This is a genomic window from Clostridium acetobutylicum ATCC 824, assembly GCF_000008765.1.
Lineage (GTDB): Bacteria > Bacillota > Clostridia > Clostridiales > Clostridiaceae > Clostridium_S > Clostridium_S acetobutylicum.
In genome coordinates this window covers 2,759,951-2,782,234 of sequence record NC_003030.1, presented here as the reverse complement: position 1 = coordinate 2,782,234, position 22,284 = coordinate 2,759,951, and the positions used below count along the sequence as shown (strand labels likewise).

The window sequence follows — 22,284 nt, the reverse complement described above, 5'->3', positions numbered from 1 at the left end:
TAAAAATTGTGCTAAGTTGCTTAAAAAAATTAAAATCTAAAAGGAGAGGGAAAAGTGAAAAAAATAATAATTGCAAGTAACAACCAAAATAAAATACGTGAGATAAAACAAATATTAAAAGAATTTGATTTTAATATAGTATCACTTAAGGAAGAAAACATAGATATTGACGTAGAGGAAGATGGAAAAACTTTTATAGAAAATGCATATAAAAAAGCATATGAAATATATAAAATGAGAAAAGACTGCATGGTAATAGCAGATGATTCAGGTCTTACAGTTGATGAGCTTGAGGGCGCACCTGGAATATATTCGGCTAGATTTGCAGGAATACATGGAGATGATAAAAAAAATAATGAAAAGCTCCTCTCACTTTTAGAAGGTGTTCCGTTTGAGAAAAGAAATGCTCAGTTTGTATGCTCTATAGTACTGATTATAGATGAGGCAAATTCAATAAAAGTAGAAGGTGAAATAAGTGGGTTTATAACAGATAAAGAAATCGGAACTAAGGGTTTTGGTTATGATCCTTTGTTCTATGTTCCGGAATTTAAAAAGACATTTGCTGAGCTTACAGAGGATGAGAAAAATTCTATAAGTCATAGAGCAATTGCTTTGGAAAAACTATGCAGTGAAATGAAAAAGTTGAATTGGGGTGAATAAAATGATTATATCAGTTATGAGTGATACACATCTTTCAAAACACTATATAAAGAAAGCATGTAGTAATTTAACAAATGTTGATGTTCTCATACATTTAGGGGATAATGTTCAAGATATAGATGAGATTAAAAAATACTATAATGGGGAATTAATATATATTAGAGGAAATTGTGATGATGAGAAAATACCTTCTGAAAAAACTTTTTTATTGGGAGGAAAGAAGTTTTTTATAACACATGGAGATAGATATGGAGTTAAGTATAGTATGATGAAATTAGAGTATAGAGCAAAAGAATTAGAGGCAGACATAGTCTTATTTGGTCATACACACATTTCTCAAATCGATTTTAATGATGGAATATGGTATATAAATCCGGGAAGTGTATCATACCCAAGAAATGCTAGTAATAGCACGGCTTACATAGAAATAGTTGATGGTGAAATACACCCTAAAATAAATAATTTATAAAAAAAATAAAAAAAAGGGTTGACGAAAGTCGGGATATAGTGTAGAATAATTTTTGTCGTCAAGCGATAAACAAAACGAAGACGACATCGGGGTGTGGCGCAGATGGGAGCGCGCGTGGTTTGGGACCATGAGGTCGCAGGTTCAATCCCTGTCACCCCGACCAATACAAGCGGGTGTAACTCAATGGTAGAGTGCTAGCCTTCCAAGCTAGTTACGAGGGTTCGATTCCCTCTACCCGCTCCAAAATATGCGTTTTTAGCTCAGTTGGATAGAGCAACGGCCTTCTAAGCCGTGGGCCAGGGGTTCGAATCCCTTAAAACGCACCATTTTAAAACTTTGGTGGGTATAGCTCAGTTGGTAGAGCGCCAGATTGTGGTTCTGGATGTCTAGGGTTCGAGACCCTATATTCACCCTGTTGTTGGGATGTAGCCAAGTGGTAAGGCACAGGACTTTGACTCCTGCATTCCGTAGGTTCGAATCCTGCCATCCCAGCCAATTTAAAAAATATAAAATATATGGTTTATTAGCTCAGTTGGTAGAGCACATGACTTTTAATCATGGTGTCCGGGGTTCGACTCCCCGATAAGCCACCAAATGCAGGTGTGGCGGAATTGGCAGACGCACTAGACTTAGGATCTAGCGCCTACGGCGTGGGGGTTCGACTCCCTTCACCTGCACCAATTAAAATAAAATAAGCGGGAGTGGCTCAGTGGTAGAGCGTCACCTTGCCAAGGTGAACGTCGCGAGTTCGAATCTCGTCTTCCGCTCCAAATATGCGGGTGTAACTCAATGGTAGAGTGCTAGCCTTCCAAGCTAGTTACGAGGGTTCGATTCCCTCTACCCGCTCCAAGCGTGCGTTTTTAGCTCAGTTGGATAGAGCAACGGCCTTCTAAGCCGTGGGCCAGGGGTTCGAATCCCTTAAAACGCACCATAAACCTGCGGGTGTAACTCAATGGTAGAGTGCTAGCCTTCCAAGCTAGTTACGAGGGTTCGATTCCCTCTACCCGCTCCAAAATATGCGTTATTAGCTCAGTTGGTAGAGCACCTGACTCTTAATCAGGGTGCCCAGGGTTCGAATCCCTGATGACGCACCATTTTTAAAACCTTGGTGGGTATAGCTCAGTTGGTAGAGCGCCAGATTGTGGTTCTGGATGTCTAGGGTTCGAGACCCTATATTCACCCTGTTGTTGGGATGTAGCCAAGTGGTAAGGCACAGGACTTTGACTCCTGCATTCCGTAGGTTCGAATCCTGCCATCCCAGCCAATTTAAAAAATATAAAATATATGGTTTATTAGCTCAGTTGGTAGAGCACATGACTTTTAATCATGGTGTCCGGGGTTCGACTCCCCGATAAGCCACCAAATGCAGGTGTGGCGGAATTGGCAGACGCACTAGACTTAGGATCTAGCGCCTACGGCGTGGGGGTTCGACTCCCTTCACCTGCACCAATTAAAATAAAATAAGCGGGAGTGGCTCAGTGGTAGAGCGTCACCTTGCCAAGGTGAACGTCGCGAGTTCGAATCTCGTCTTCCGCTCCAAATATGCGGGTGTAACTCAATGGTAGAGTGCTAGCCTTCCAAGCTAGTTACGAGGGTTCGATTCCCTCTACCCGCTCCAAGCGTGCGTTTTTAGCTCAGTTGGATAGAGCAACGGCCTTCTAAGCCGTGGGCCAGGGGTTCGAATCCCTTAAAACGCACCATATATTTTTAAAAGTCTTAATGTGCGTTATTAGCTCAGTTGGTAGAGCACCTGACTCTTAATCAGGGTGCCCAGGGTTCGAATCCCTGATGACGCACCATTTTTTAATTGAATGCAACGGGGTGTGGCGCAGATGGGAGCGCGCGTGGTTTGGGACCATGAGGTCGCAGGTTCAATCCCTGTCACCCCGACCAATATATATAAGCGGGTGTAACTCAATGGTAGAGTGCTAGCCTTTCCAAGCTAGTTTACGAGGGTTCGATTCCCTCTACCCGCTCCAATTTTTTGAACGTATTTTAGTGCCCATAGCTCAGTTGGATAGAGTCGCAGACTTCGAATCTGAAGGTCGGGGGTTCGATTCCCTCTGGGTGCACCAGAATATAACTGAATTAAGGCATTACGTAAGGTTGATATTTATATCAGCCTTTTTTTATTTGGATTTAATATGCTGATATTTGTATGTAGCTTTTTTAGTTTGCAAAGGAGACTCAAATATAAGTAACAAATATCTTTAAAAATAATATAAAAATTTTAATAGAATAATAGCATGTCAAAGGATGCTTTAAAAACATTATGACATGCTATTTATTACAATGTTACATAATTTAAATTAAAATATTCTCTTTGCTATAGAATATGACCTAACAGGTGTTTCATGAACATTTTCACCAGTTTTTGGAGCTTCTATCATATAACCATTACCAGAATAAATAGCTACATGGTAAGGATCAGATGTAGAACCAAAGAATAATAAATCTCCCGGTTGCAAATCTGTAACAACAGTTCCATATTTAACTTGATCTCCTGTATAATGTGGGAGATTTACTCCAAAGTGTGCATAACAATACATAACTAAGCCTGAGCAATCAAAGCCATTAGGAGTATCACCACCCCATACATAAGGTACACCTATAAATTTTCTTGCATAGTTTACTAGCTGTGTTCCTTTTGAGTTAGAGGTGTCAACAGTAATATTAGCTTCAGAGTAAACTTTAGAATTATCATTTCCTATAGCCCAAACTCTTAAGGTATGATTACCGTCAGGTAGGTACATATAATAATCATATCCAGAATAATCGGCATCAGGATACTCAGGAAATGCTTGTTTAACATCAGGTCTTGATAATCCAAAGCCGTCACCTTTAACTAAAGTTTTTTTCCAGGTACCATCAACATATATATCGATTGCCTTTATACCAGAAGCATTTAATCCCCAGCCTCTTAATCTTATTTGGGATTCGTTGAATACTTGTCCATTAGAAATTTCTAAGTTTGTTCTAGGAATCAAATTATCAGCCTTAGAACTTATAGACGGTGTGATAATTACAAAAGCTACTAAAAAAAATAATAAACTAATAATTTTTTTTGTGTTTTTCATTTTTTACCTTCCTTTCAATATATGATATATTTACATTATATACCAATATATGTAAGTGTCAAGCGACGAAAAATGGTAAGATATATAGTAATAGTATGAAAGATACTAAAATCTATTTAATAATGTAGTATAATGCTTTTTTAATTAATGGTTTGTTTTACATATGAATACATAATTGGTACAATTAAAATACATTTACTAATACAAGGAGGTAAAAATGAGGAGGCAAATGAAAAAGATATAGTTGAATTTAAAAGCTATGGCAAGTTTACATCACAATATTATTGGGGAGGAGGAGCATATAATGTTGAAAATTTTGCTTACAAAATAAAAAGTTTACTTTAGGTTAAATATAAGCTTCAACTCAAAATAGAACGTTTGGGCTTATATTATTTTTTGCACTTAAAGAAATATGCTTTTTATATATTTAAGAACTTTTTTATAGTAAAGCCACTTATTAGAGCTCCTATAATTGTTCCAGTAAGCAAAAAAAACCATGACATGGTTGTAAGTATAAAAGATGGGGGTATTAAAGTTAAGAATACTTCTATTGAATAAGAAGCGATATTTTTATATATAAAACTGTACAATAAAAAAATTATTATTAATGATATCATAGTGCCTGAAAAACAAATTATCATTCCTTGAAAAATGAAGGGCCATCTAATAAACCAATCTGTTGCACCAAGGTACTTCATTACACTAATTTCTTCACGTCTTGAATATATAGTAAGTAATATTGTGTTTTTAATCAAAAAAATTGATATTACTGAGAATATAATAAAAAGAGGAATTCCAATCAATTGAGCTACTCTAATAATAGCCGTAAGTTCTTTTTCGATAGAAGCATTTTTATCAACCTCTGATATTCCTTTTAAACAACTAATCTTAGCAATTATAATCGGAATGTTTTCTTCACTATTAACTCTAACCGTATATGATTCGGGTAGAGAATTTAATAATATATTTTTGTATCTGTTACCTAAGTGCTTTTTTAAATAGTATGAGATTTTCTGTTTGCTCTCAAAATCAATATTAACGATACCATCTAATGCCATTATTTTATTATGTATTCTTTGCCTATCTGCGACTTTTATATTGTTATTTAGAAACACCTGTATTTCTCGGTTAGGGGCAGCTCCGGAAATTCCTAGTTTAATATTACATAGCAAAAGAAAAAATATTTCTAAAATAAATATGCTGCATAAAACCGTAGTTATAGAAGCAATAGTAATAGAGATATTTCTAATACTATTTTTTAATGCATCTTTAAAAAATAATTTCAAGGTGTTAATTATCATAGGTATTGCTGCCTCCTTTTTCTAGAGAATAGTACATTTTTAACTTATCAAATATATTTGATTTTATTTATAAATTATACAACAAAAAGCATTTATTAAAAATTTTATAACATCGGGAGACTATATTCATATTAAAGTTCTCTCTTTTAAGTTTTATTATTAAAAATAATAGGTTATTAAATTTAAAATTTATTTGAAATAATTTTAACGCTTATATATAATTAATCATATACAAATTTATTTTTATCAAGGGGGCAAAAAAGTGGTTAAAAAGTTTAAAAGAGTATTAGTGGCAAATAGAGGAGAAATAGCAATAAGAATTTTTAGAGCTTGTCACGAACTAGGTATAAGAACTGTGGCTATATACTCAGAAGAAGACAAACTTGCTCTGTTTAGAACTAAGGCAGATGAATCTTATCTTATAGGACAAAACAAAGGTCCAGTAGATGCATACTTAAATATTGATGAAATAATTAATTTAGCGTTAAAAAAAGGGGTAGACGCTATACATCCTGGATATGGATTTTTATCAGAAAACTCAGAGTTCTCTAGAAGATGTACTGAGGCTGGAATAGAATTTATAGGTCCAACTGGGGATATGATGGATAAGCTTGGTGATAAAATTAACTCAAAGCTAGCAGCTAAAGCAGCAGGTGTAAAGACGATACCTGGAGTTGAAAAACCAATAGAGACAGAACAGCAGGCTATTGAATTCGCAAGAACATGCGGATATCCTGTTATGGTTAAAGCAGCAGCAGGCGGCGGCGGAAGAGGTATGAGAATAGTTGAAAAAGAAGAAGATTTAATTGCTGCTTGTAGAAGTGCAAAAAGTGAAGCCAAAAAGGCTTTTGGAATAGAAGACATATTTATAGAAAAGTATCTTGAAGGACCAAAACATATTGAAGTTCAGGTGCTTGGAGATAAGTATGGTAATATTGTTCATTTATATGAAAGAGATTGCTCTGTTCAAAGGAGACATCAGAAGGTAATAGAACTAACTCCAGCGGTTTCAATGTCTGAAGAAAAGAGACTTGAAATTTGTGAAGATGCACTTAAAATCGCACGATCAATAGGTTATAGAAGTGCGGGAACATTAGAGTTCTTACTAGATAAACATGGAAATCATTACTTTATAGAAATGAATCCTAGAGTACAGGTAGAACACACAATAACTGAAATGGTTACTGGAATAGATATAGTACAAAGTCAAATTTTAATAGCAGAAGGTTATAAACTTAACTCACCTGAAGTCGGAATAAATAGTCAAGAAGATATACACGTAAATGGCTATGCTATACAGTGTAGAATAACAACAGAAGATCCGTCTAATAGTTTTGCTCCAGACACTGGAAAAATAGATGTCTATAGAACTGGTTCCGGTTTTGGTATAAGACTTGATGGTGGAAATGGATTTACTGGTGCGGTAATAAGCCCTTATTATGATAGTTTACTTGTTAAATCTACTTCTTGGTCTAGGACTTTTGAGGATGCAATAAGAAAAGCTATACGTGCTATAAAAGAAACCTACATATCAGGGGTTAAAACAAACATAGATTTTCTTATAAATGTATTGAATCATGAAACATTTAGAAAAGGTTTATGTGATACAAACTTTATAGCTAATAATCCAGAACTTTTTGAAATTACGCCTAGAATAGATACTGAATTAAGAGTTCTTAAGTTTATAGGAGAAAAAGTTGTAAATGAAACTCATGGACATAAAATTGAAGTTGATGTTCCATCTGTTCCTAAATACGAGATAAAGGAACCATTAAGAGGAACAAAGCAGATACTTGATGAAAAAGGTCCCAAAGGTCTTGTTGAATGGATAAAGGATCAAGATAAACTTCTACTTACTGATACAACTATGAGAGATGCCCATCAATCATTAATGGCAACTAGGCTTAGAACCGTTGATATGGTAAAAATAGCAAAGGCAGAATCTGTCCTTGCAAAGGATTTATTTTCAATGGAAATGTGGGGAGGAGCAACATTTGATACCGCTTATAGATTTTTAAAGGAATCTCCATGGGAAAGATTAGAGAGACTTAGAAAAAGAGTTCCTAACGTATTGTTCCAGATGCTTTTAAGAGGAGCTAATGCAGTAGGATATAAAAACTATCCTGATAATGTTATAAGAGAGTTTATAAAACAATCTAGCAAATCAGGAATAGATGTATTTAGAATATTTGATTCATTGAATTGGGTAAAGGGAATGGAAGTTGCCATAGATGAAGTATTAAATCAAGGTAAAGTAGCAGAAGCTTGTATGTGTTATACAGGTGATATACTTGATACAAATAGAGATAAATACACTTTAAATTATTATGTTAATTTAGCTAAGGAAATAGAGAAATCAGGAGCACACATCTTAGGAATAAAGGATATGTCAGCGCTTCTTAAGCCATATGCTGCCCTTAAACTTATAAGAGCACTTAAAAACGAAATATCTATTCCTATACATCTTCATACGCATGATACAACAGGAAATGGTGTTGCTACGGTGTTAATGGCGGCTCATGCAGGTGTTGATATAGCAGATACTGCTTTCAATAGTATGTCAGGACTTACAAGTCAACCAGCTCTTAATTCAGTAGTAGCAGCTCTTAAAAACACTGACAGAGACACTAAGATGGATATAGGAGATTTACAGAAGATATCTGACTATTGGAGTACAGTAAGACCTGTATATAGTAAATTTGAGTCTGGATTAAAAGCGGTTTCGGCTGAAATATATAAGTACGAGATACCAGGAGGACAATATTCAAATTTAAAACCTCAAGTTGAAAGCTTTGGTTTAGGCCATAGATTTGAGCAAGTAAAAGAGATGTATAGAGAAGTAAATATAATGTTAGGCGATATAGTAAAGGTTACTCCATCTTCAAAAATGGTGGGAGATTTAGCTATATTTATGGTTCAAAATGAGTTGACGTCAGAGAATATTCTTGAAAAAGCTAAAGATATGCCTTTCCCAGACTCTGTAGTATCATATTTTAAGGGTATGATGGGGCAGCCTAAGGGTGGATTTCCAAAAGAACTTCAAAAAATTGTTCTTAAGGATGAAGAAGCTATTACCTGCAGACCTGGAGAGCTTTTACCAGATGAAGATTTTGATAAGATAAGAGTTCGTCTTAAAAAAGAAAATAAAATTGAACCGACAGATAAAGATGTAATAAGTTATGCATTGTACCCTGATGTTTTTGAAGAATACTTAAAATATAAAAATGAGTATGGTGATTTAAGTAGAATGGGTAGTGATGTATTTTTCCATGGATTAGCTGAAGGTGAAATATCTGAACTTGAGATAGCAGAGGGAAAAACTTTAGTAGTGCAGCTTTTGCACATAGGTAAATTAGATAAACAAGGAAATAGAACTCTTGTATTTGAGGTTAATGGTAATAGACGAGAGATTAAAATCAAAGATAAGGTTAGCAGTACTAAGTCTGAAATAGTTGAAGAGATAGTTATAGCAGATAGCTCCAATAAAAAGGAGATAGGAGCAAGTATACCAGGAAATGTAGTTAAGGTATTTGTTAAACCTGGAGATAAAGTAAAAAAAGGTGACAGCCTTATGGTAATAGAGGCAATGAAAATGGAGACAAATGTATCAGTAAGTGAAGATGGAACTGTAGGAGGTATATTTGTTAAAGAGGGGGACCAAGTACAATCAGGACAATTATTAGTTAAATTAGATTAGAAGTGATTTCTAGAAAACTTTATGATTAAATTGTGCTACAAAATAAAAGGCTTTATGATAGCACTTGGCGGAGGTATTAAATTATGGACAGAAAACTCTACTTGTCTAGTAGAAATAAGAAAATTTGTGGTGTATGCGGAGGTATAGGAGAGTATTTAAATATAGACCCTACTATAATTAGACTTCTATGGATAGTACTTTTATTTGTATTTGGCACGGGTATATTAGCATATATAGTATGTGCAATTGTTATGCCAAATGATCCTAATTATTAATAACAATAAAAACTCTTTATAGTAAGAAAGATGATTTCTGTGTTAATCAGAAGTCATCTTTTTTTATAATTATTTTGAATAAATATGATGGCACCTAAAAAGGATTGTATACATATAATGCCAATAAGCCTTTGTTAAAGTGATTGAGACATATATAGATAAAATTCGAAATTTTCAAAAAAATATTTTGAAAATTCGACATTGAAATTATCAAAAAAACATTAGATTGATTTTTAATTTAAAAAAATAAGGCTGCTAAAATTAATAGTTTAATATGAAAAAATTTACAAACAGTAAAAAAATATTTAGGGTAAAAAAATAGTAAACGTTTTCTTAAAATAAATAATAAAAGATATACAATAAAAATTAAAAAAGTTCTATTTTATGTTGCATATTTTTGATAATTGCATTATTATAATATTATTGTTAGGTAAATACGAATTACATATTACATAAGATTTGAAAGGGGATTAAAAATGGAAAGAATAGACAAGATGTTTGGTGAAAATGTATTTAATGATGCTGTTATGAAAGAACGTCTTACTAAGCCAACTTATAAAGCTTTAAAAAAGACTATAGATAAAGGTGAGTCACTTGATGTTACTGTTGCTGATGAGATAGCAAAAGTAATGAAGGAGTGGGCAATAGAAAAAGGAGCTACACACTTTACTCATTGGTTTCAACCGTTAACTGGTTTAACTGCAGAAAAACACGATGCATTTATAGATCCAGAAGGTTCAGGAAAAGTAATCCTTAAGTTTTCTGGTAAAGAGTTAATCAAAGGAGAGCCTGATGCATCTTCATTCCCTTCAGGAGGACTTAGAGCTACTTGTGCAGCTAGAGGATATACTATATGGGACTGTACTTCACCAGCCTTCATAAAGGATGGAACTCTTTGTATTCCAACAGTATTTTGTTCATATACAGGAGAAATACTAGATACAAAAGGACCTCTTCTTCGTTCTGTTGATGCTTTATCAAGACAAGCAATACGTGTTTTAAGATGTCTTGGTAATACTACTTCCCAAAAAGTTTTCCCTAATGTAGGACCTGAACAAGAATATTTTATAGTTGATAAAAAATCTTATGACGAAAGAGAAGACCTTATATTTACTGGAAGAACATTATTTGGAGCACCATCTCCAAAGGGTCAAGAACTAGATGATCATTATTTTGGTGTTCTTAAAGAAAGAGTTTCAGCGTTTATGAAAGATGTTGATAAAGAATTATGGGCTCTTGGAATAACGGCTAAAACAAAGCATAATGAGGTTGCACCAGCACAACACGAGATTGCCACTATATATACAAGTGGAAATTTAGCAACAGATAATAATCAGCTTGTAATGGAAATCTTGAAGAAAATTGCTTTAAAACATGGACTTGTATGTTTACTTCATGAAAAGCCATTTGCAGGAATAAATGGTTCAGGAAAGCATAACAACTGGTCAATGGGTACAGATGACGGACTTAATCTTCTTGAGCCAACTGATATGCCTCATGATAATAAACAATTCTTATTGTTCTTTACAGCAACTATAAAGGCTGTTGATAAATATGCTGATTTACTTAGATTTTCTGCTTCTAATGCAGGAAACGATCATCGTTTAGGTGCAAACGAAGCACCACCAGCTATAATATCAGTATTTGTTGGAGATCAGCTTGAGGATATCCTTGAACAGTTAGAGAAAGGAAAAGCTACAAGTACTAAAGGAAATTCAAAATTAGATTTAGCTATTTCTACAGTACCTGCTGTAGAGAAGGATGCAACTGATAGAAACAGAACATCACCATTTGCATTTACAGGAAATAAATTTGAATTTAGAATGCCTCCTTCTTCAAAATCTGTAGCAGAACCTAATACTGTATTAAACGTAATAGTAGCAGAGGTTTTATCTGAAATAGCAGATAGACTGGAAAAAGCTAGTAATGTAGATGCAGAGATTGAAGCAATTTTAACAGAAACAGTTAAAGATCATAAAAAGGTTGTATTCAATGGAAATGGATATTCAGATGAGTGGGTTAAAGAGGCTGAAAAAAGAGGACTTCCAAATATAAAAACAACTGTAGAAGCAACAAAAGCATTAATAGCAGACAAAAACGTTGCTATATTTGAGAAATTTGGAGTTTTAACTAAGAAGGAATTAGAATCACGTTATGAAGTTGCTCTTGAAAATTATTCAAAAGCAATAAATATAGAAGCTTTAACAATGATAGATATGGCTTCAAAAAAGATTATTCCAGCAGTTATAAAATATACAGCTGAATTAGCAAATTCTCTAAATGCTATAAAAGCAGCGGTTCCAACTGCAGATGTTTCTACTGAAAGTGATCTTATTAATAAAATTTCATCGCTTACAGGAAAGCTTAATTTTGATCTTAAAGAACTAAAAGCATCAACAGAAAAAGCTTCAGCTATTACTGATGCTTATGATCAAGCATATGCTTATAAATTTGATGTTTTTGAAAAAATGTCAGCTTTAAGAGAAGCCGCAGATGCTCTTGAAGTATTAGTTGATAAGAAGGCATGGCCTTTCCCAACTTACTCAGATTTATTATTTAATGTATAGATAATCCTATAACTTGTAAATTCATAGAGCTGCCTTAAGATGATTAAAATCATTTTAAGGCAGTTTTTTATTAATATATATTGAAGTTTAAATATATATCTTTGTTGAAAGAAATATAATATTAGTATATAGTGAAGCAAGATAGTTTATTAAAAAATACATGCATAAAATTTAAATTTAACAGTATTTATTTTGGAGGTTATTATGAAAGGTGCAGCGATTTATTTTTCTGGTACTGGAAATACAAAATATGTAGTAGAGTTATTAGTTAAAGAATTTCAAGAAAAAAATATACAGTGCGAAATGATTGATATATTAAAGGAAAAGGGAGTATCTAAAGAATATGATTTTTATGTTTTAGCTTCAGCTATTCATGTGGAGGTTTTTCCTGATATATTTGTAAGATGGATTAAGGAAAATCTACCGTCGGTAGATAATAAAAGATGCATTATTGTATCTACTCAGGCTTCATATATTGGATATGGTGGGAGGCAGATTAATAAACTTCTCTCTAATAAAGGGTATGATGTAATGATCACAAGATCAATACCAATGCCAAACAATTATTATCTTTCAAAGTTTTTTAAAGAAACTCCGAAAGATAGAAAAAAGGAAATGAAAGAAGAAGCTGTTCTTGAGGTTAAAAATATAGTGGATAAATTTTTAAAGGATGAAGGATATATTGAAAAACAATCAGCATTATTAACAGCTGTGTCTAAAGCTGCATATAAGGTTTCGCTTAAGCATTTTCATAAATGGCCTAAAAAGAGCCTAAAAGTTGATTATAATAGGTGTACAAAATGTAAAAGGTGTGTAAATGAATGTCCTACTAATAATATAACATTTGGCGATGAAATAGAATTTAGTAATAAGTGCATATCATGTTTTAGATGTGTTCAAAAATGTCCAGCAAATGCATTCTTATATAAAAATAAACATTTCAATCAAATGTAGATTAAAGGAGTTGATATTATTAAGGATATATTAATTATACATGACGAAATTACTAAGGATTTTGCATTTAAAGCGGCTTTGATAACAGGAAACTCAAGATACTGTACTGTAGATACATTTGAAAAAAAATATAGCGAATTTTATTATGTAGCCTTTATTATAAGTAAGATAGAAAAAAATTTGCAGGATTTTATAAGTTCAAATCTACAGTGGCTTAGTAAAAAGAAAGTTATATTATACTATCCTAATAAAGAAAATTTGATTTTGAAAGTTAGAAATATATTTATAAAATTTGATGTTGTGCTTGAGAAAAACTTTAGCAAAAGTGAAAGAGATGAAAATGCAGCTTTGGATTTTTTTATGGATATAAAAGATATTATAGACAATGAAGGTAAGGAATGTCCTAATGAGCTGCTTAAGGATAAAATTGAGGAATTTTTTCTAAAGCACAATACATGTACTTTGTGCAGTTGCAGTGAAGGCAGGCCTATTGGAACACCAATAGAGTATATCTATGAAAATGGATTTATGTACTTTATAACTGAAGGAGGTAGAAAATACTTCAACATTTTGAAAAATGATAAAGTATTAATTTCAGTTTATGAAGAATATAGTGGATTCAACAAACTGAATGGATACCAGTGTTTTGGAAAGGCAGAAGTTATTGAGGATTACTCTAAAGAATATGAATATGCTATAGCTATGAAAAAATTAAATTTAAATAATATAAAGAGATTAAATATAATGCTTCATGTGATTAAGGTGAAACTTGAGAGGGTTGATGTCATATCATCAGAAATGAAGAAAAGTGGGTATGATGTAAAGCAAATATATTTTTTTGATAAATAAAAGTTGCCTTAAACAATTAGAGGCAACTTCATATGAATTATTTTTTTGTTTTCTTTTTTATGTACACTATAATTCTGTATACTATAAATAAAATTATAGCTCCAGCAACTAAGTAATCTGCTATGTGGAAATAAGAACGAATTGATTCCCAATTTTTGCCCATTACAAATCCAGCGTATACTAGAAGTGTGCTCCAAATTGCTGATCCTACAAGAGTGTAAATGGTAAATTTAGTAAAGTCCATTTTTGCAATTCCAGCAGGTAATGAAATGAAAGTTCTTATTATAGGTAAAAGCCTTGATAAGAAAATTATTTTATCTCCATATTTGTCAAAAACAGCTTCACTTTTTTCAATCTTTTCCTTTGAAAGATGAAGTTTTGAGGCGTATTTGTAAACAAGAATTCGTCCACCTTTAGCACCAATGGTATAAGCAAGAATGGATCCAACAGTTCCGCCTAAGGTTGCAGAAATTATTACTAAAACTAGATTTAAAGTATGTCCTTGTGGTGCAGAACTAGAACTTAGATATCCTCCAAAGGGAAGAACTATTTCACTAGGAATTGGTATACAAGCACTTTCAAATAACATTCCGAAAAAAGTTCCTGCATAGCCCAATTTAGCAAGTAGAACTATTATGATGTCAATAATGTGTTCAATCAATATTATCACTACTTTCAACAGTATTATTTAAAATATACTAAGATTATATCATATATTAGATATATACTGAAATTAATTTATTGTAAACTGCTTATTGACAAATAAATTTTAAAGTGTTAATATGAGCTGAGAATAGAATAAACCTTTAATTAAGGTCCTGTGAGGCCTGGAAGGTGCTGATAAGCTAGTAATAGGTGTATTATACCTTCCTTTAATTGAGGAAGGTTTTTATTTTGTAAAAAATACCTTTAAATTTAGTTCAGAGAAACTAAGAAGGGGGTTTGACTATGTTAAAAGGTAGAAGTTTAATTGATCCTATGGATTTCACTGTAGATGAGCTGGAAGAAATATTTAAACTTGCAGACGATATAATAGCGTGTCCTAAGGAATATATGCATGCAGCAGAAGGTAAAATACTTGCCACTTTATTTTATGAACCTAGTACAAGGACTAGATTTAGTTTTGAAACAGCAATGTTAAGACTTGGAGGTCAGGTTGTTGGTTTTTCTGAGCCGAACTCAAGTTCCGTGTCAAAAGGAGAAACTATTGCAGATACTATAAGAGTAGTTTCTTGTTATGCAGATATTGCAGCGATGAGGCATCCTAAAGAAGGTGCTCCAAAGGTCGCTTCCATGTATTCATCAATTCCAGTAATAAATGCGGGAGATGGCGGACATCAACATCCGACTCAAACCCTAACAGATCTATTAACAATGAGAAGAACAAAAAAGAGACTTTCAAATTTGACCATAGGTATGTGTGGAGATTTAAAATTTGGAAGAACGGTCCATTCTTTAATAAAAGCAATGTCCAGATATGATAATAATAAAATAGTATTGATTTCTCCTGATGAGCTTAAAGTTCCAGAATACATAAAAAAAGAGATACTCGATAAGAACAATATAGAATATAAAGAGGCTAAAAGAATCGAGGATGTTATTGAAGAATTAGATGTGCTCTATATGACAAGAGTACAAAAGGAAAGATTTTTTAATGAGGAAGATTATATAAGGCTTAAAGATAGCTATATACTTAACGAAAATAAATTAAAAACTGCAAAAAAAGATATGATAATACTTCATCCGCTTCCTAGAGTCAATGAAATTTCATATGAAGTAGATAATGATGAAAGGGCATACTATTTTAAACAGGCAAAGAACGGAATGTATGTCAGAATGGCTCTTATGGCAAAATTAATGGGGGTGTTATAATATGCTTACAATTAACAGCATAAAAAATGGCATAGTAATTGATCACATAAAAGCAGGACATGGAATAAAAATATATAATTATCTTAAGCTTGGAGAGGCGGAATTTCCAACAGCCCTTATAATGAACGCAATAAGTAAAAAGAATAAAGCTAAAGATATAATAAAAATTGAAAATGTAATGGATTTAGACCTTGCAGTACTTGGGTTTTTAGATCCAAATATAACTGTAAATATAATAGAAGATGAAAAAATAAGGCAAAAAATACAGCTAAAGCTTCCAAGTGAAGTTAATAATATTATAAAGTGCAGCAATCCTAGATGTGTAACTTCTGTAGAAAGTTATATTCCTCATAAATTTAAGCTTGTAGACGAAGAAAAAGGTGAGTATAAGTGTGAATATTGTGATGAAATATATAAGGGAGCAAAGGCGCTAGAAATTTAACTTAATGTGGGGGAAAAGATATGATTATAGATAGATTATTTGATAGTGTTGAGAAAAAGGGACATGTGTGTTTAGGACTTGATACTGATATTACATATGTACCAGAAGAGTTTTGTAAGAAATTTAATAGTATAGAAGATGCTATATTTAATTTTAATAAGAAAATAATTGATGCGACTTTAGATGTTGTTTCATGTTATAAGGTGCAAATTGCATATTATGAAGCTTATGGTTTAAAAGGACTTTTGGCCTATAAAAGGACACTTGAATATTTGAGAGAAAAAAAGGCTATTGCAATTGCTGATATAAAAAGAGGAGATATAGCTAAAACAGCTGAAATGTATGCTAAAGCTCACTTTGAAGGTGATTTTGAAGCGGATTTTGTTACGTTAAATCCTTACATGGGGTTAGATGGTATAGAGCCTTATATGCCTTATATTGAAAAAATGGAAAAAGGATTATTTATTTTGCTTAGAACATCGAATAAAGGAGCCTATGATATACAATATATAAAGACTCAGGGCGGAAAAAACGTATATGATGAGGTTGGAGAAAAAATATATGATTTAGGTCAAAAGGCTACGGGAAGGAGCAAGTATTCTTCAATAGGAGCAGTAGTTGGATGTACTCACGTTGAAGAAGGCGTTGAAATTAGAAATAAATTTAAAAATATGTTTTTTCTAATTCCAGGCTATGGAGCACAAGGTGGAACTGCAAAGGAAGTAAGTTTGTATTTAAGAGAAGGTAATGGTGGAGTGGTAAATTCCTCAAGGGGAATACTTCTTGCTTATAAAAAAGAAGAAAACGGTGAAAAAATATTTGATGAGTGTGCAAGGCTTGCAGCGATTAATATGAGAGACGAGATCAGAAAAACTTTATGAATTTTGGGGGAATTTTGATGAAGGAAAAGTATACAGTAGAAAAAGTATATGAAAATATAAAAGTTGAAGATGGTATATACAAACTTAGTATAAAGGGTGAATTTGAGGTGAGGCCAGGACAATTTTATCTTTTAAGAGCTTGGGATATAGAACCAACACTTTCTAGACCTATTAGTATATATGATGCAGATGACGAAAAAATATCGTTCTTATACTCTGTTGTTGGAAAAGGAACTGAAATTTTATCTAAATTAAAGAGCGGCGATGAAATAAAGATAACAGGACCTTTAGGAAATGGATTTAACGTAAAAAGGATAAGTGGAAAAGTGGCTATAGTTTGTGGTGGTATAGGTGTAGCACCAATGGTATATCTGGCTAAAAACTTAAAAAATTGTAATGTTGATTTTTATGCTGGCTTCAAAACTGTGAGTAAAACTGTGGATAATGTGGAAAAATATGTTAAAGAGTTAAAGTTGTCCACAGAAGATGGAAGTATTGGACATAAGGGGTATGTAACAGATAACTTTAAGCCAGAAGAATACGATTATGTTTTATGCTGCGGACCTGAGATAATGATGTATAAAGTTGTTAAAATGTGTGAACAAAAGAATGTTCCTGTATATATTTCAATGGAGAAAAAAATGGCATGTGGAATAGGTGCATGCCTTGTATGCACTTGTAAAACTAAGGGTGGAAGAAGAAGAGCTTGTAAAGAGGGCCCAGTATTTTTAGGAAGTGAGTTGATATTAAATGACTAAAGTAAATATTTGTGGAATAGATTTTAAGAACCCCGTTATTGCTGCTTCTGGCACCTTTGGATTTGGAGAAGAGTTTAGTAAGTATTTTGATGTTTCAAGGCTTGGTGGCATATCTTCAAAGGGACTTACATTGAATCCTAAGGAAGGTAATGATGGTGCAAGAGTTTTTGAGGTCACAGGCGGAATGATGAATAGTGTAGGACTTCAAAATCCTGGAGTTAAAGAGTTTATAAAAAAAGAACTTCCTAAGATGAAAAAAATAGATACAGTATGTATTGTTAACCTTGGTGGAAGCTGTGAGGATGATTATTTAAGGGGCATGGAGCTTCTTGAGAATACAGATGCTGATATGATAGAACTTAATATATCCTGTCCTAATGTAAAGCACGGCGGCATGGCTTTTGGAATAAAATCAGAAGTTGCTTATAATGTTGTATCACAAGTTAGAAAGGTCTGTACAAAACCACTTATGGTGAAATTGTCTCCTAATGCAGAGGATATAGTGGATATGGCTGTAAAATGTGAGGAAGCGGGAGCAGATGCAATATCTCTTGTTAATACATTTAAAGGGATGGCAATAGATATAAAGAAAAAAAAGCCTATCTTCGATAATATAAGCGCAGGTCTTTCTGGAAGAGCGATAAAACCAATAGCACTAAGAATGGTATATGAGGTATGCAAAAATGTTAGTGTGCCTGTAGTTGGTATGGGCGGAATATATACAGCTGAAGATGCCATAGAATTTATAATGGCAGGGGCTTTTGCAGTTCAAGTTGGAACAGCTAATTTTATAAAACCAGATATTTGCATTGATATAATAAACGGAATTGAGAAGTTTTTGGACGAAGAAGGAATAAAACATATTGAAAATATACGCGGAATATTATAATATATAATAGGAATTTAAAATGTATTAAAAAATTTATAAAAACTTCCTGTAGGTACGGAATAAAATCAGTTACAGAAGGATTTTTATGGAACAAAAGAAAAAAAGTATGACAATAGGAAAGATTAAAGAATTGTCAAGACAGCAACTTAAAGCAAATTCTAAAGTAGCTAGTTAAATATTTGTTGTGACATATATGCAAACAGCTATAGCTAATTTTTATATATGGCTGAAAGATGGACAAAGCAAATAAAAATCAAATACGCAGAAAAGTGATAATTAGTCATATAATACTGTGATGGTATAATTAATCTCACAGTATTTTTGATTGTTATGATATTTAGTTTATTAATTGAAATTATATTTAGGAGGATTTTTATGGAACAAAATCAATCAGTTAAAAGTAGCAGTGAACTTAGACGTATGTCAAGAGAGCAGCTCAAAGGAAAATGGGGAGCTGCAGTTTTACTTATATTTGTGTTTGGAATTGTATCTATTGCATTCGCAATACCATATATAGGGCCAACAGTAATACGTCTTTTAATAGGAGGAGCGTTAACTCTTGGATTCAAGTCATGTTTTGTTAGAATCGCAAGGAGAGAAAATTTTGAGATTGAAAATCTATTTAGCGGCTTTAAAAACTTTGGGTCTGCATTAGTGCTTCAATTATTAATGGCAATATTTCAGTTTTTATGGGCGCTTATAGCTATAATACCATTTATAATAATTCTTATATCAATAGGTATAAGCATAAGTGATGCTGCCTATGATCCAAGTGTTGGAGTGAAATTAGTTTTAGCATACTTTTTACTTATTGTACTTTTAATACCAGCAATTATAGCAGGATTTAGATATTCTATGGCATATTATATTTTAAATGATAATCCTGATATGGGAGCTTATGAGGCTATTGTTGAAAGTAAGAAAATGATGAAGGGCAACAAGTGGAGATTATTCTGGCTACGTTTAACATTTATAGGATGGAATCTTTTAAGTGGAGTACCTTTAATATGTAGTTTTATATATTTGATAGTTGTTGCAGGGGATTCAGAGCGTATTCCTATAGCTATTGTATTAATAATATTATCTTATATAGTAATTTTAGTAGCCAGCTTATTTCTTCTTCCATATATAGAAACGTCTAAAGCTAATTTTTATGAAAATTTAAGACAACTTAAAGAAAATAAGTTAGGTGTAGAAGAATAAATATTTTATTTTTAATTAGGTACTGTGATGCTTTATTGCAGTACCTAATTTGTTAATAGGAGGAAGCCTATGGAACAAAATATTAAAATAGACAAGAGCAGTAAAGAGCTTAGAAAAATGGCTAGACAGCAGCTTAAGGGAAAATGGGGAGCTTCGGCTTTAATTCTATTATTGCTCTTTCTTATATCCCTGTCTTTTGCAATACCATATGTGGGATATGTAATACAAATTGCATTAACTGGAGCATTATCATTTGGAGCAAGGTTTTGTTTTCTTAAAATTGTTAGAGGAGAAAAACCAAAAGTTGAAAAATTATTTGTGGGCTTTAAAAACTTTGTTCCTTCATTAGTGCTTTACTTGTTAATATATGTATTCATGCTTTTATGGTCGCTTATAGCATTAGTACCAATAGTAATTATTGCAGTATTAGCCTATTATTCATATTTAAATCATGGAAGTAGTATAGAAGATGTTAATATTGTAATGTGGATTATTACTGCTTATATTATGTTTCTTATAGCTTTGATACCTGCAATGATAGCGGCATATAGATATTATATGGGGTATTATATATTAATAGATAACCCTGGTTTAGGAGCATATCAAGCTTTAAATGAAAGTAAAAAAATGATGAAAGGCAATAAGTGGAAATTATTTTTGCTGCATTTAACCTTTATAGGATGGGAGATAATGGCATTTATTCCTATCGTAATTTATTTAGTGCTTATAATAGCATTTAAGGAAACTATTAGTCCGCTGGTTATAATTGTATTTGGCATATTAGTTTTTTTAATACTAATTGCAAGTATGATTTTCCTCTTAGTATATATAGAGACGGCTAGTGCTAATTTTTATGAGAGGTTAAAAGCATTGAAAGTAGAAGAGTAAAATAAAAAAAGGTATTGTGAAATTTTTATTAATTTTACAATACCTTTAATTTGTACTATTGCATATTTTATCTAATAATATTACAATGTATGGTAATTTGCTTGTTTTTTTATACAGTTAGCTGCATTTTGTAGTATAATTAATTTTAGAGGTGATTTATTTCATGAATAATGTACTTCTAAGTATTGACTGGGATTATTTTATTCCAATAAAGAGGGAGTGGTGTGGTTCTTATTTAGAAAGCAACAAAAATGTACAAGCCATATGGTACAAGAGATACTTTAAATATAATAATATTGGAATAGATATAGCTAATGAAGTTAAAGTGGGTAAAATAATAGATGGTTTTTGGGAGAAGATAAATAGGATTTTTAATATAAGAAGAGATGCAAAAGTTTATGTAACCGATTCGCATAAATGGTCTTATAGAATAGCTAAAGAAAATGATTGCAAATATGTTTTTAACATAGATGCCCATTCGGACCTTGGATATGAGGGACTTAAATCTTTAATGTTTGAGGTTAATTGCTCTAATTGGCTGGGAAAACTTTTAGGGGATAATATAATTAAAAATGCATCGATAATATATAGTCCATATACTTATGAAAATAAAGAAATTTTTAATGAAATAAATAAAGAATTTCATGTTGATTATTGTAAACTTACTAATATTGAAAGTTATAATAATGTTTACAGTATACATGTATGTAGATCGGGGATGTGGACACCACCTTGGCTTGATAAATATTTTTTTGATTTTGTAGGAGCTTCTAAAAGAAAAATAGTAAAAGAGAATTGCTCTTTGAGGCAGTGGAAGCCTAAAGATATTAATTTATCAGAAAGACTTGATTATTTATATTATTGTTAGATATAAATATTTAAATTGAAAACTTTATAATTTATGTTATGCGAAATATGGAGGTAAAATGATGGGAAAAGAAAATGAGGAAAGTAAAAGCTTGGGGCAAAATGTAAAAGAGTATGCTATATTATTAGTGGTGGCATTAGGTATTGCAGTGATTTTTAGGACGTTTGTATTTGCAAGAGCAAATGTAGATGGGCCGTCTATGATGCCAACTTTTAAGGATAAGGATGTTATATTTGTAGAAAAATTAAGCCTATATACACATTCTATAAAAAAAGGCGAAGTAGTTACATTTTATTCTGGAGATGCTGAAAATAATATTTATATAAAAAGAGTTATCGGATTAGCAGGAGATGTAATTGAATTAAAGAATGGTAAAGTGTATGTGAATGGAAAAGCACTAAAGGAAGACTATCTTGCCCCTGATGTTTATACTGGAGGCGGAAGCTTTTTAGCTGAAAATACTAAATACAAGGTGCCTGATGGTAATATTTTTGTTTTAGGCGATAATAGACCTGTGAGCAAGGATAGTAGATATATAGGACCAATATCGCTTAAATCTTTATATGGTCATGTAATATTTAGAGCATATCCTTTTAATAGTATGAAAAGATTTTAATAATGCTATTGACAGAGC

The 22,284-nt window shown here is 32.3% G+C and carries 19 protein-coding genes and 23 tRNA genes; 39 read left to right on the top strand and 3 right to left on the bottom strand.

What is annotated here, in order from left to right; all coding sequences use genetic code 11:
- Window positions 1–54 precede the first annotated feature (54 nt).
- The 25 genes from CA_RS13745 to CA_RS13625 all read left to right on the top strand — a co-directional run bounded on the left by CA_RS13745 (window position 55) and on the right by CA_RS13625 (window position 3,204).
- Window positions 55–660: an XTP/dITP diphosphatase gene (locus CA_RS13745; RefSeq protein ID WP_010965953.1), complete on the top strand. Its 606-nt coding sequence runs from the start codon at window positions 55–57 to the stop codon at window positions 658–660.
- A 1-nt stretch (window position 661) separates the two neighbouring features.
- The gene (locus CA_RS13740; protein ID WP_010965952.1) at window positions 662–1,129 is read left to right on the top strand and encodes a metallophosphoesterase; all 468 of its coding nucleotides are present in this window, start codon (window positions 662–664) and stop codon (window positions 1,127–1,129) included.
- 87 nt (window positions 1,130–1,216) lie between these two features.
- A tRNA-Pro gene (locus tag CA_RS13735) sits at window positions 1,217–1,292 on the top strand.
- A gap of 6 nt (window positions 1,293–1,298) precedes the next feature.
- A tRNA-Gly gene (locus tag CA_RS13730) sits at window positions 1,299–1,372 on the top strand.
- 6 nt (window positions 1,373–1,378) lie between these two features.
- Window positions 1,379–1,455 (top strand) — tRNA-Arg (locus tag CA_RS13725).
- A gap of 13 nt (window positions 1,456–1,468) precedes the next feature.
- Window positions 1,469–1,541, top strand: a tRNA-His gene (locus CA_RS13720).
- Between the two features lie 7 nt (window positions 1,542–1,548).
- Window positions 1,549–1,624: transfer RNA gene (locus CA_RS13715), tRNA-Gln, on the top strand.
- 22 nt (window positions 1,625–1,646) lie between these two features.
- Window positions 1,647–1,722, top strand: a tRNA-Lys gene (locus CA_RS13710).
- Window positions 1,723–1,725: 3 nt separating this feature from the next.
- Window positions 1,726–1,809 (top strand) — tRNA-Leu (locus CA_RS13705).
- Between the two features lie 15 nt (window positions 1,810–1,824).
- Window positions 1,825–1,899: transfer RNA gene (locus tag CA_RS13700), tRNA-Gly, on the top strand.
- Between the two features lie 5 nt (window positions 1,900–1,904).
- Window positions 1,905–1,978 (top strand) — tRNA-Gly (locus CA_RS13695).
- Window positions 1,979–1,983: 5 nt separating this feature from the next.
- Window positions 1,984–2,060: transfer RNA gene (locus tag CA_RS13690), tRNA-Arg, on the top strand.
- Between the two features lie 7 nt (window positions 2,061–2,067).
- Window positions 2,068–2,141, top strand: a tRNA-Gly gene (locus CA_RS13685).
- Window positions 2,142–2,147: 6 nt separating this feature from the next.
- Window positions 2,148–2,223, top strand: a tRNA-Lys gene (locus CA_RS13680).
- A 14-nt stretch (window positions 2,224–2,237) separates the two neighbouring features.
- A tRNA-His gene (locus CA_RS13675) sits at window positions 2,238–2,310 on the top strand.
- 7 nt (window positions 2,311–2,317) lie between these two features.
- A tRNA-Gln gene (locus CA_RS13670) sits at window positions 2,318–2,393 on the top strand.
- Between the two features lie 22 nt (window positions 2,394–2,415).
- Window positions 2,416–2,491: transfer RNA gene (locus CA_RS13665), tRNA-Lys, on the top strand.
- A gap of 3 nt (window positions 2,492–2,494) precedes the next feature.
- Window positions 2,495–2,578 (top strand) — tRNA-Leu (locus tag CA_RS13660).
- A gap of 15 nt (window positions 2,579–2,593) precedes the next feature.
- Window positions 2,594–2,668, top strand: a tRNA-Gly gene (locus tag CA_RS13655).
- Window positions 2,669–2,673: 5 nt separating this feature from the next.
- Window positions 2,674–2,747 (top strand) — tRNA-Gly (locus CA_RS13650).
- A 5-nt stretch (window positions 2,748–2,752) separates the two neighbouring features.
- Window positions 2,753–2,829, top strand: a tRNA-Arg gene (locus CA_RS13645).
- Between the two features lie 23 nt (window positions 2,830–2,852).
- Window positions 2,853–2,928 (top strand) — tRNA-Lys (locus tag CA_RS13640).
- Window positions 2,929–2,946: 18 nt separating this feature from the next.
- Window positions 2,947–3,022, top strand: a tRNA-Pro gene (locus tag CA_RS13635).
- A gap of 10 nt (window positions 3,023–3,032) precedes the next feature.
- Window positions 3,033–3,108: transfer RNA gene (locus tag CA_RS13630), tRNA-Glu, on the top strand.
- Between the two features lie 19 nt (window positions 3,109–3,127).
- Window positions 3,128–3,204 (top strand) — tRNA-Arg (locus CA_RS13625).
- A 234-nt stretch (window positions 3,205–3,438) separates the two neighbouring features.
- Here CA_RS13625 and CA_RS13620 read toward each other — a convergent pair.
- Window positions 3,439–4,206 (bottom strand): C40 family peptidase, encoded by a 768-nt coding sequence (locus tag CA_RS13620; protein WP_010965951.1) that lies wholly within the window; start codon window positions 4,204–4,206, stop codon window positions 3,439–3,441.
- 419 nt (window positions 4,207–4,625) lie between these two features.
- Complete coding sequence (gene ftsX / locus CA_RS13610; protein WP_010965949.1) at window positions 4,626–5,507, bottom strand: permease-like cell division protein FtsX; 882 nt, start codon at window positions 5,505–5,507, stop codon at window positions 4,626–4,628.
- A gap of 262 nt (window positions 5,508–5,769) precedes the next feature.
- Here ftsX and CA_RS13605 point away from each other — a divergent pair, with 262 nt between their 5' ends.
- The 5 genes from CA_RS13605 to CA_RS13585 all read left to right on the top strand — a co-directional run bounded on the left by CA_RS13605 (window position 5,770) and on the right by CA_RS13585 (window position 13,849).
- On the top strand, window positions 5,770–9,204 hold the full coding sequence (locus CA_RS13605; protein ID WP_010965948.1) for a pyruvate carboxylase: 3,435 nt from the start codon (window positions 5,770–5,772) through the stop codon (window positions 9,202–9,204).
- Between the two features lie 83 nt (window positions 9,205–9,287).
- Window positions 9,288–9,479, top strand: coding sequence for a PspC domain-containing protein (locus CA_RS13600; RefSeq protein WP_010965947.1), 192 nt, complete (start codon window positions 9,288–9,290; stop codon window positions 9,477–9,479).
- Window positions 9,480–9,955: 476 nt separating this feature from the next.
- The gene (locus CA_RS13595) at window positions 9,956–12,046 is read left to right on the top strand and encodes a glutamine synthetase III (RefSeq protein ID WP_010965946.1); all 2,091 of its coding nucleotides are present in this window, start codon (window positions 9,956–9,958) and stop codon (window positions 12,044–12,046) included.
- A 204-nt stretch (window positions 12,047–12,250) separates the two neighbouring features.
- Window positions 12,251–13,000, top strand: a complete 750-nt coding sequence (locus CA_RS13590) for an EFR1 family ferrodoxin (protein WP_010965945.1) — start codon at window positions 12,251–12,253, stop codon at window positions 12,998–13,000.
- A 78-nt stretch (window positions 13,001–13,078) separates the two neighbouring features.
- Window positions 13,079–13,849: a pyridoxamine 5'-phosphate oxidase family protein gene (locus tag CA_RS13585; protein WP_014518999.1), complete on the top strand. Its 771-nt coding sequence runs from the start codon at window positions 13,079–13,081 to the stop codon at window positions 13,847–13,849.
- A 37-nt stretch (window positions 13,850–13,886) separates the two neighbouring features.
- On the opposite strand, the gene CA_RS13580 is transcribed toward CA_RS13585, so the two are convergent.
- The gene (locus CA_RS13580; RefSeq protein WP_010965943.1) at window positions 13,887–14,510 is read right to left on the bottom strand and encodes a DedA family protein; all 624 of its coding nucleotides are present in this window, start codon (window positions 14,508–14,510) and stop codon (window positions 13,887–13,889) included.
- 287 nt (window positions 14,511–14,797) lie between these two features.
- Between CA_RS13580 and pyrB the strand changes: the two genes are divergently transcribed.
- From pyrB to lepB, 9 genes are all read left to right on the top strand, one after another.
- Window positions 14,798–15,721, top strand: coding sequence for an aspartate carbamoyltransferase (gene pyrB, locus CA_RS13575; protein WP_010965942.1), 924 nt, complete (start codon window positions 14,798–14,800; stop codon window positions 15,719–15,721).
- A 1-nt stretch (window position 15,722) separates the two neighbouring features.
- Complete coding sequence (locus CA_RS13570) at window positions 15,723–16,163, top strand: aspartate carbamoyltransferase regulatory subunit (RefSeq protein ID WP_010965941.1); 441 nt, start codon at window positions 15,723–15,725, stop codon at window positions 16,161–16,163.
- 20 nt (window positions 16,164–16,183) lie between these two features.
- Window positions 16,184–17,044 carry an orotidine-5'-phosphate decarboxylase gene (gene pyrF, locus CA_RS13565; RefSeq protein WP_010965940.1) on the top strand — a complete coding sequence of 287 codons (861 nt, stop codon included), beginning with the start codon at window positions 16,184–16,186 and terminating at the stop codon, window positions 17,042–17,044.
- A gap of 17 nt (window positions 17,045–17,061) precedes the next feature.
- Window positions 17,062–17,802, top strand: coding sequence for a dihydroorotate dehydrogenase electron transfer subunit (locus CA_RS13560; RefSeq protein ID WP_010965939.1), 741 nt, complete (start codon window positions 17,062–17,064; stop codon window positions 17,800–17,802).
- Window positions 17,795–18,691, top strand: coding sequence for a dihydroorotate dehydrogenase (locus CA_RS13555; protein ID WP_010965938.1), 897 nt, complete (start codon window positions 17,795–17,797; stop codon window positions 18,689–18,691). The genes CA_RS13560 and CA_RS13555 overlap by 8 nt, the downstream gene beginning before the upstream one ends.
- A gap of 375 nt (window positions 18,692–19,066) precedes the next feature.
- On the top strand, window positions 19,067–19,894 hold the full coding sequence (locus CA_RS13550; RefSeq protein WP_010965937.1) for a DUF975 family protein: 828 nt from the start codon (window positions 19,067–19,069) through the stop codon (window positions 19,892–19,894).
- A gap of 69 nt (window positions 19,895–19,963) precedes the next feature.
- Window positions 19,964–20,782 (top strand): DUF975 family protein, encoded by an 819-nt coding sequence (locus tag CA_RS13545; protein WP_010965936.1) that lies wholly within the window; start codon window positions 19,964–19,966, stop codon window positions 20,780–20,782.
- Window positions 20,783–20,945: 163 nt separating this feature from the next.
- Window positions 20,946–21,650: an arginase gene (locus CA_RS13540; RefSeq protein WP_010965935.1), complete on the top strand. Its 705-nt coding sequence runs from the start codon at window positions 20,946–20,948 to the stop codon at window positions 21,648–21,650.
- 61 nt (window positions 21,651–21,711) lie between these two features.
- Window positions 21,712–22,266 (top strand): signal peptidase I, encoded by a 555-nt coding sequence (lepB, locus tag CA_RS13535; RefSeq protein WP_010965934.1) that lies wholly within the window; start codon window positions 21,712–21,714, stop codon window positions 22,264–22,266.
- Window positions 22,267–22,284: the final 18 nt, after the last annotated feature.

Coding starts and splice junctions, on each gene's coding strand:
- CA_RS13600 (WP_010965947.1), top strand. CDS start 9,288: ATGGACAGAAAACTCTACTTGTCTAGTAGAAATAAGAAAATTTGTGGT.
- CA_RS13620 (WP_010965951.1), bottom strand. CDS start 4,206: ATGAAAAACACAAAAAAAATTATTAGTTTATTATTTTTTTTAGTAGCT.
- pyrF (WP_010965940.1), top strand. CDS start 16,184: ATGATTATAGATAGATTATTTGATAGTGTTGAGAAAAAGGGACATGTG.
- CA_RS13540 (WP_010965935.1), top strand. CDS start 20,946: ATGAATAATGTACTTCTAAGTATTGACTGGGATTATTTTATTCCAATA.
- ftsX (WP_010965949.1), bottom strand. CDS start 5,507: ATGATAATTAACACCTTGAAATTATTTTTTAAAGATGCATTAAAAAAT.
- pyrB (WP_010965942.1), top strand. CDS start 14,798: ATGTTAAAAGGTAGAAGTTTAATTGATCCTATGGATTTCACTGTAGAT.
- CA_RS13550 (WP_010965937.1), top strand. CDS start 19,067: ATGGAACAAAATCAATCAGTTAAAAGTAGCAGTGAACTTAGACGTATG.
- CA_RS13595 (WP_010965946.1), top strand. CDS start 9,956: ATGGAAAGAATAGACAAGATGTTTGGTGAAAATGTATTTAATGATGCT.
- CA_RS13740 (WP_010965952.1), top strand. CDS start 662: ATGATTATATCAGTTATGAGTGATACACATCTTTCAAAACACTATATA.
- lepB (WP_010965934.1), top strand. CDS start 21,712: ATGGGAAAAGAAAATGAGGAAAGTAAAAGCTTGGGGCAAAATGTAAAA.
- CA_RS13555 (WP_010965938.1), top strand. CDS start 17,795: ATGACTAAAGTAAATATTTGTGGAATAGATTTTAAGAACCCCGTTATT.
- CA_RS13590 (WP_010965945.1), top strand. CDS start 12,251: ATGAAAGGTGCAGCGATTTATTTTTCTGGTACTGGAAATACAAAATAT.
- CA_RS13545 (WP_010965936.1), top strand. CDS start 19,964: ATGGAACAAAATATTAAAATAGACAAGAGCAGTAAAGAGCTTAGAAAA.
- CA_RS13560 (WP_010965939.1), top strand. CDS start 17,062: ATGAAGGAAAAGTATACAGTAGAAAAAGTATATGAAAATATAAAAGTT.
- CA_RS13570 (WP_010965941.1), top strand. CDS start 15,723: ATGCTTACAATTAACAGCATAAAAAATGGCATAGTAATTGATCACATA.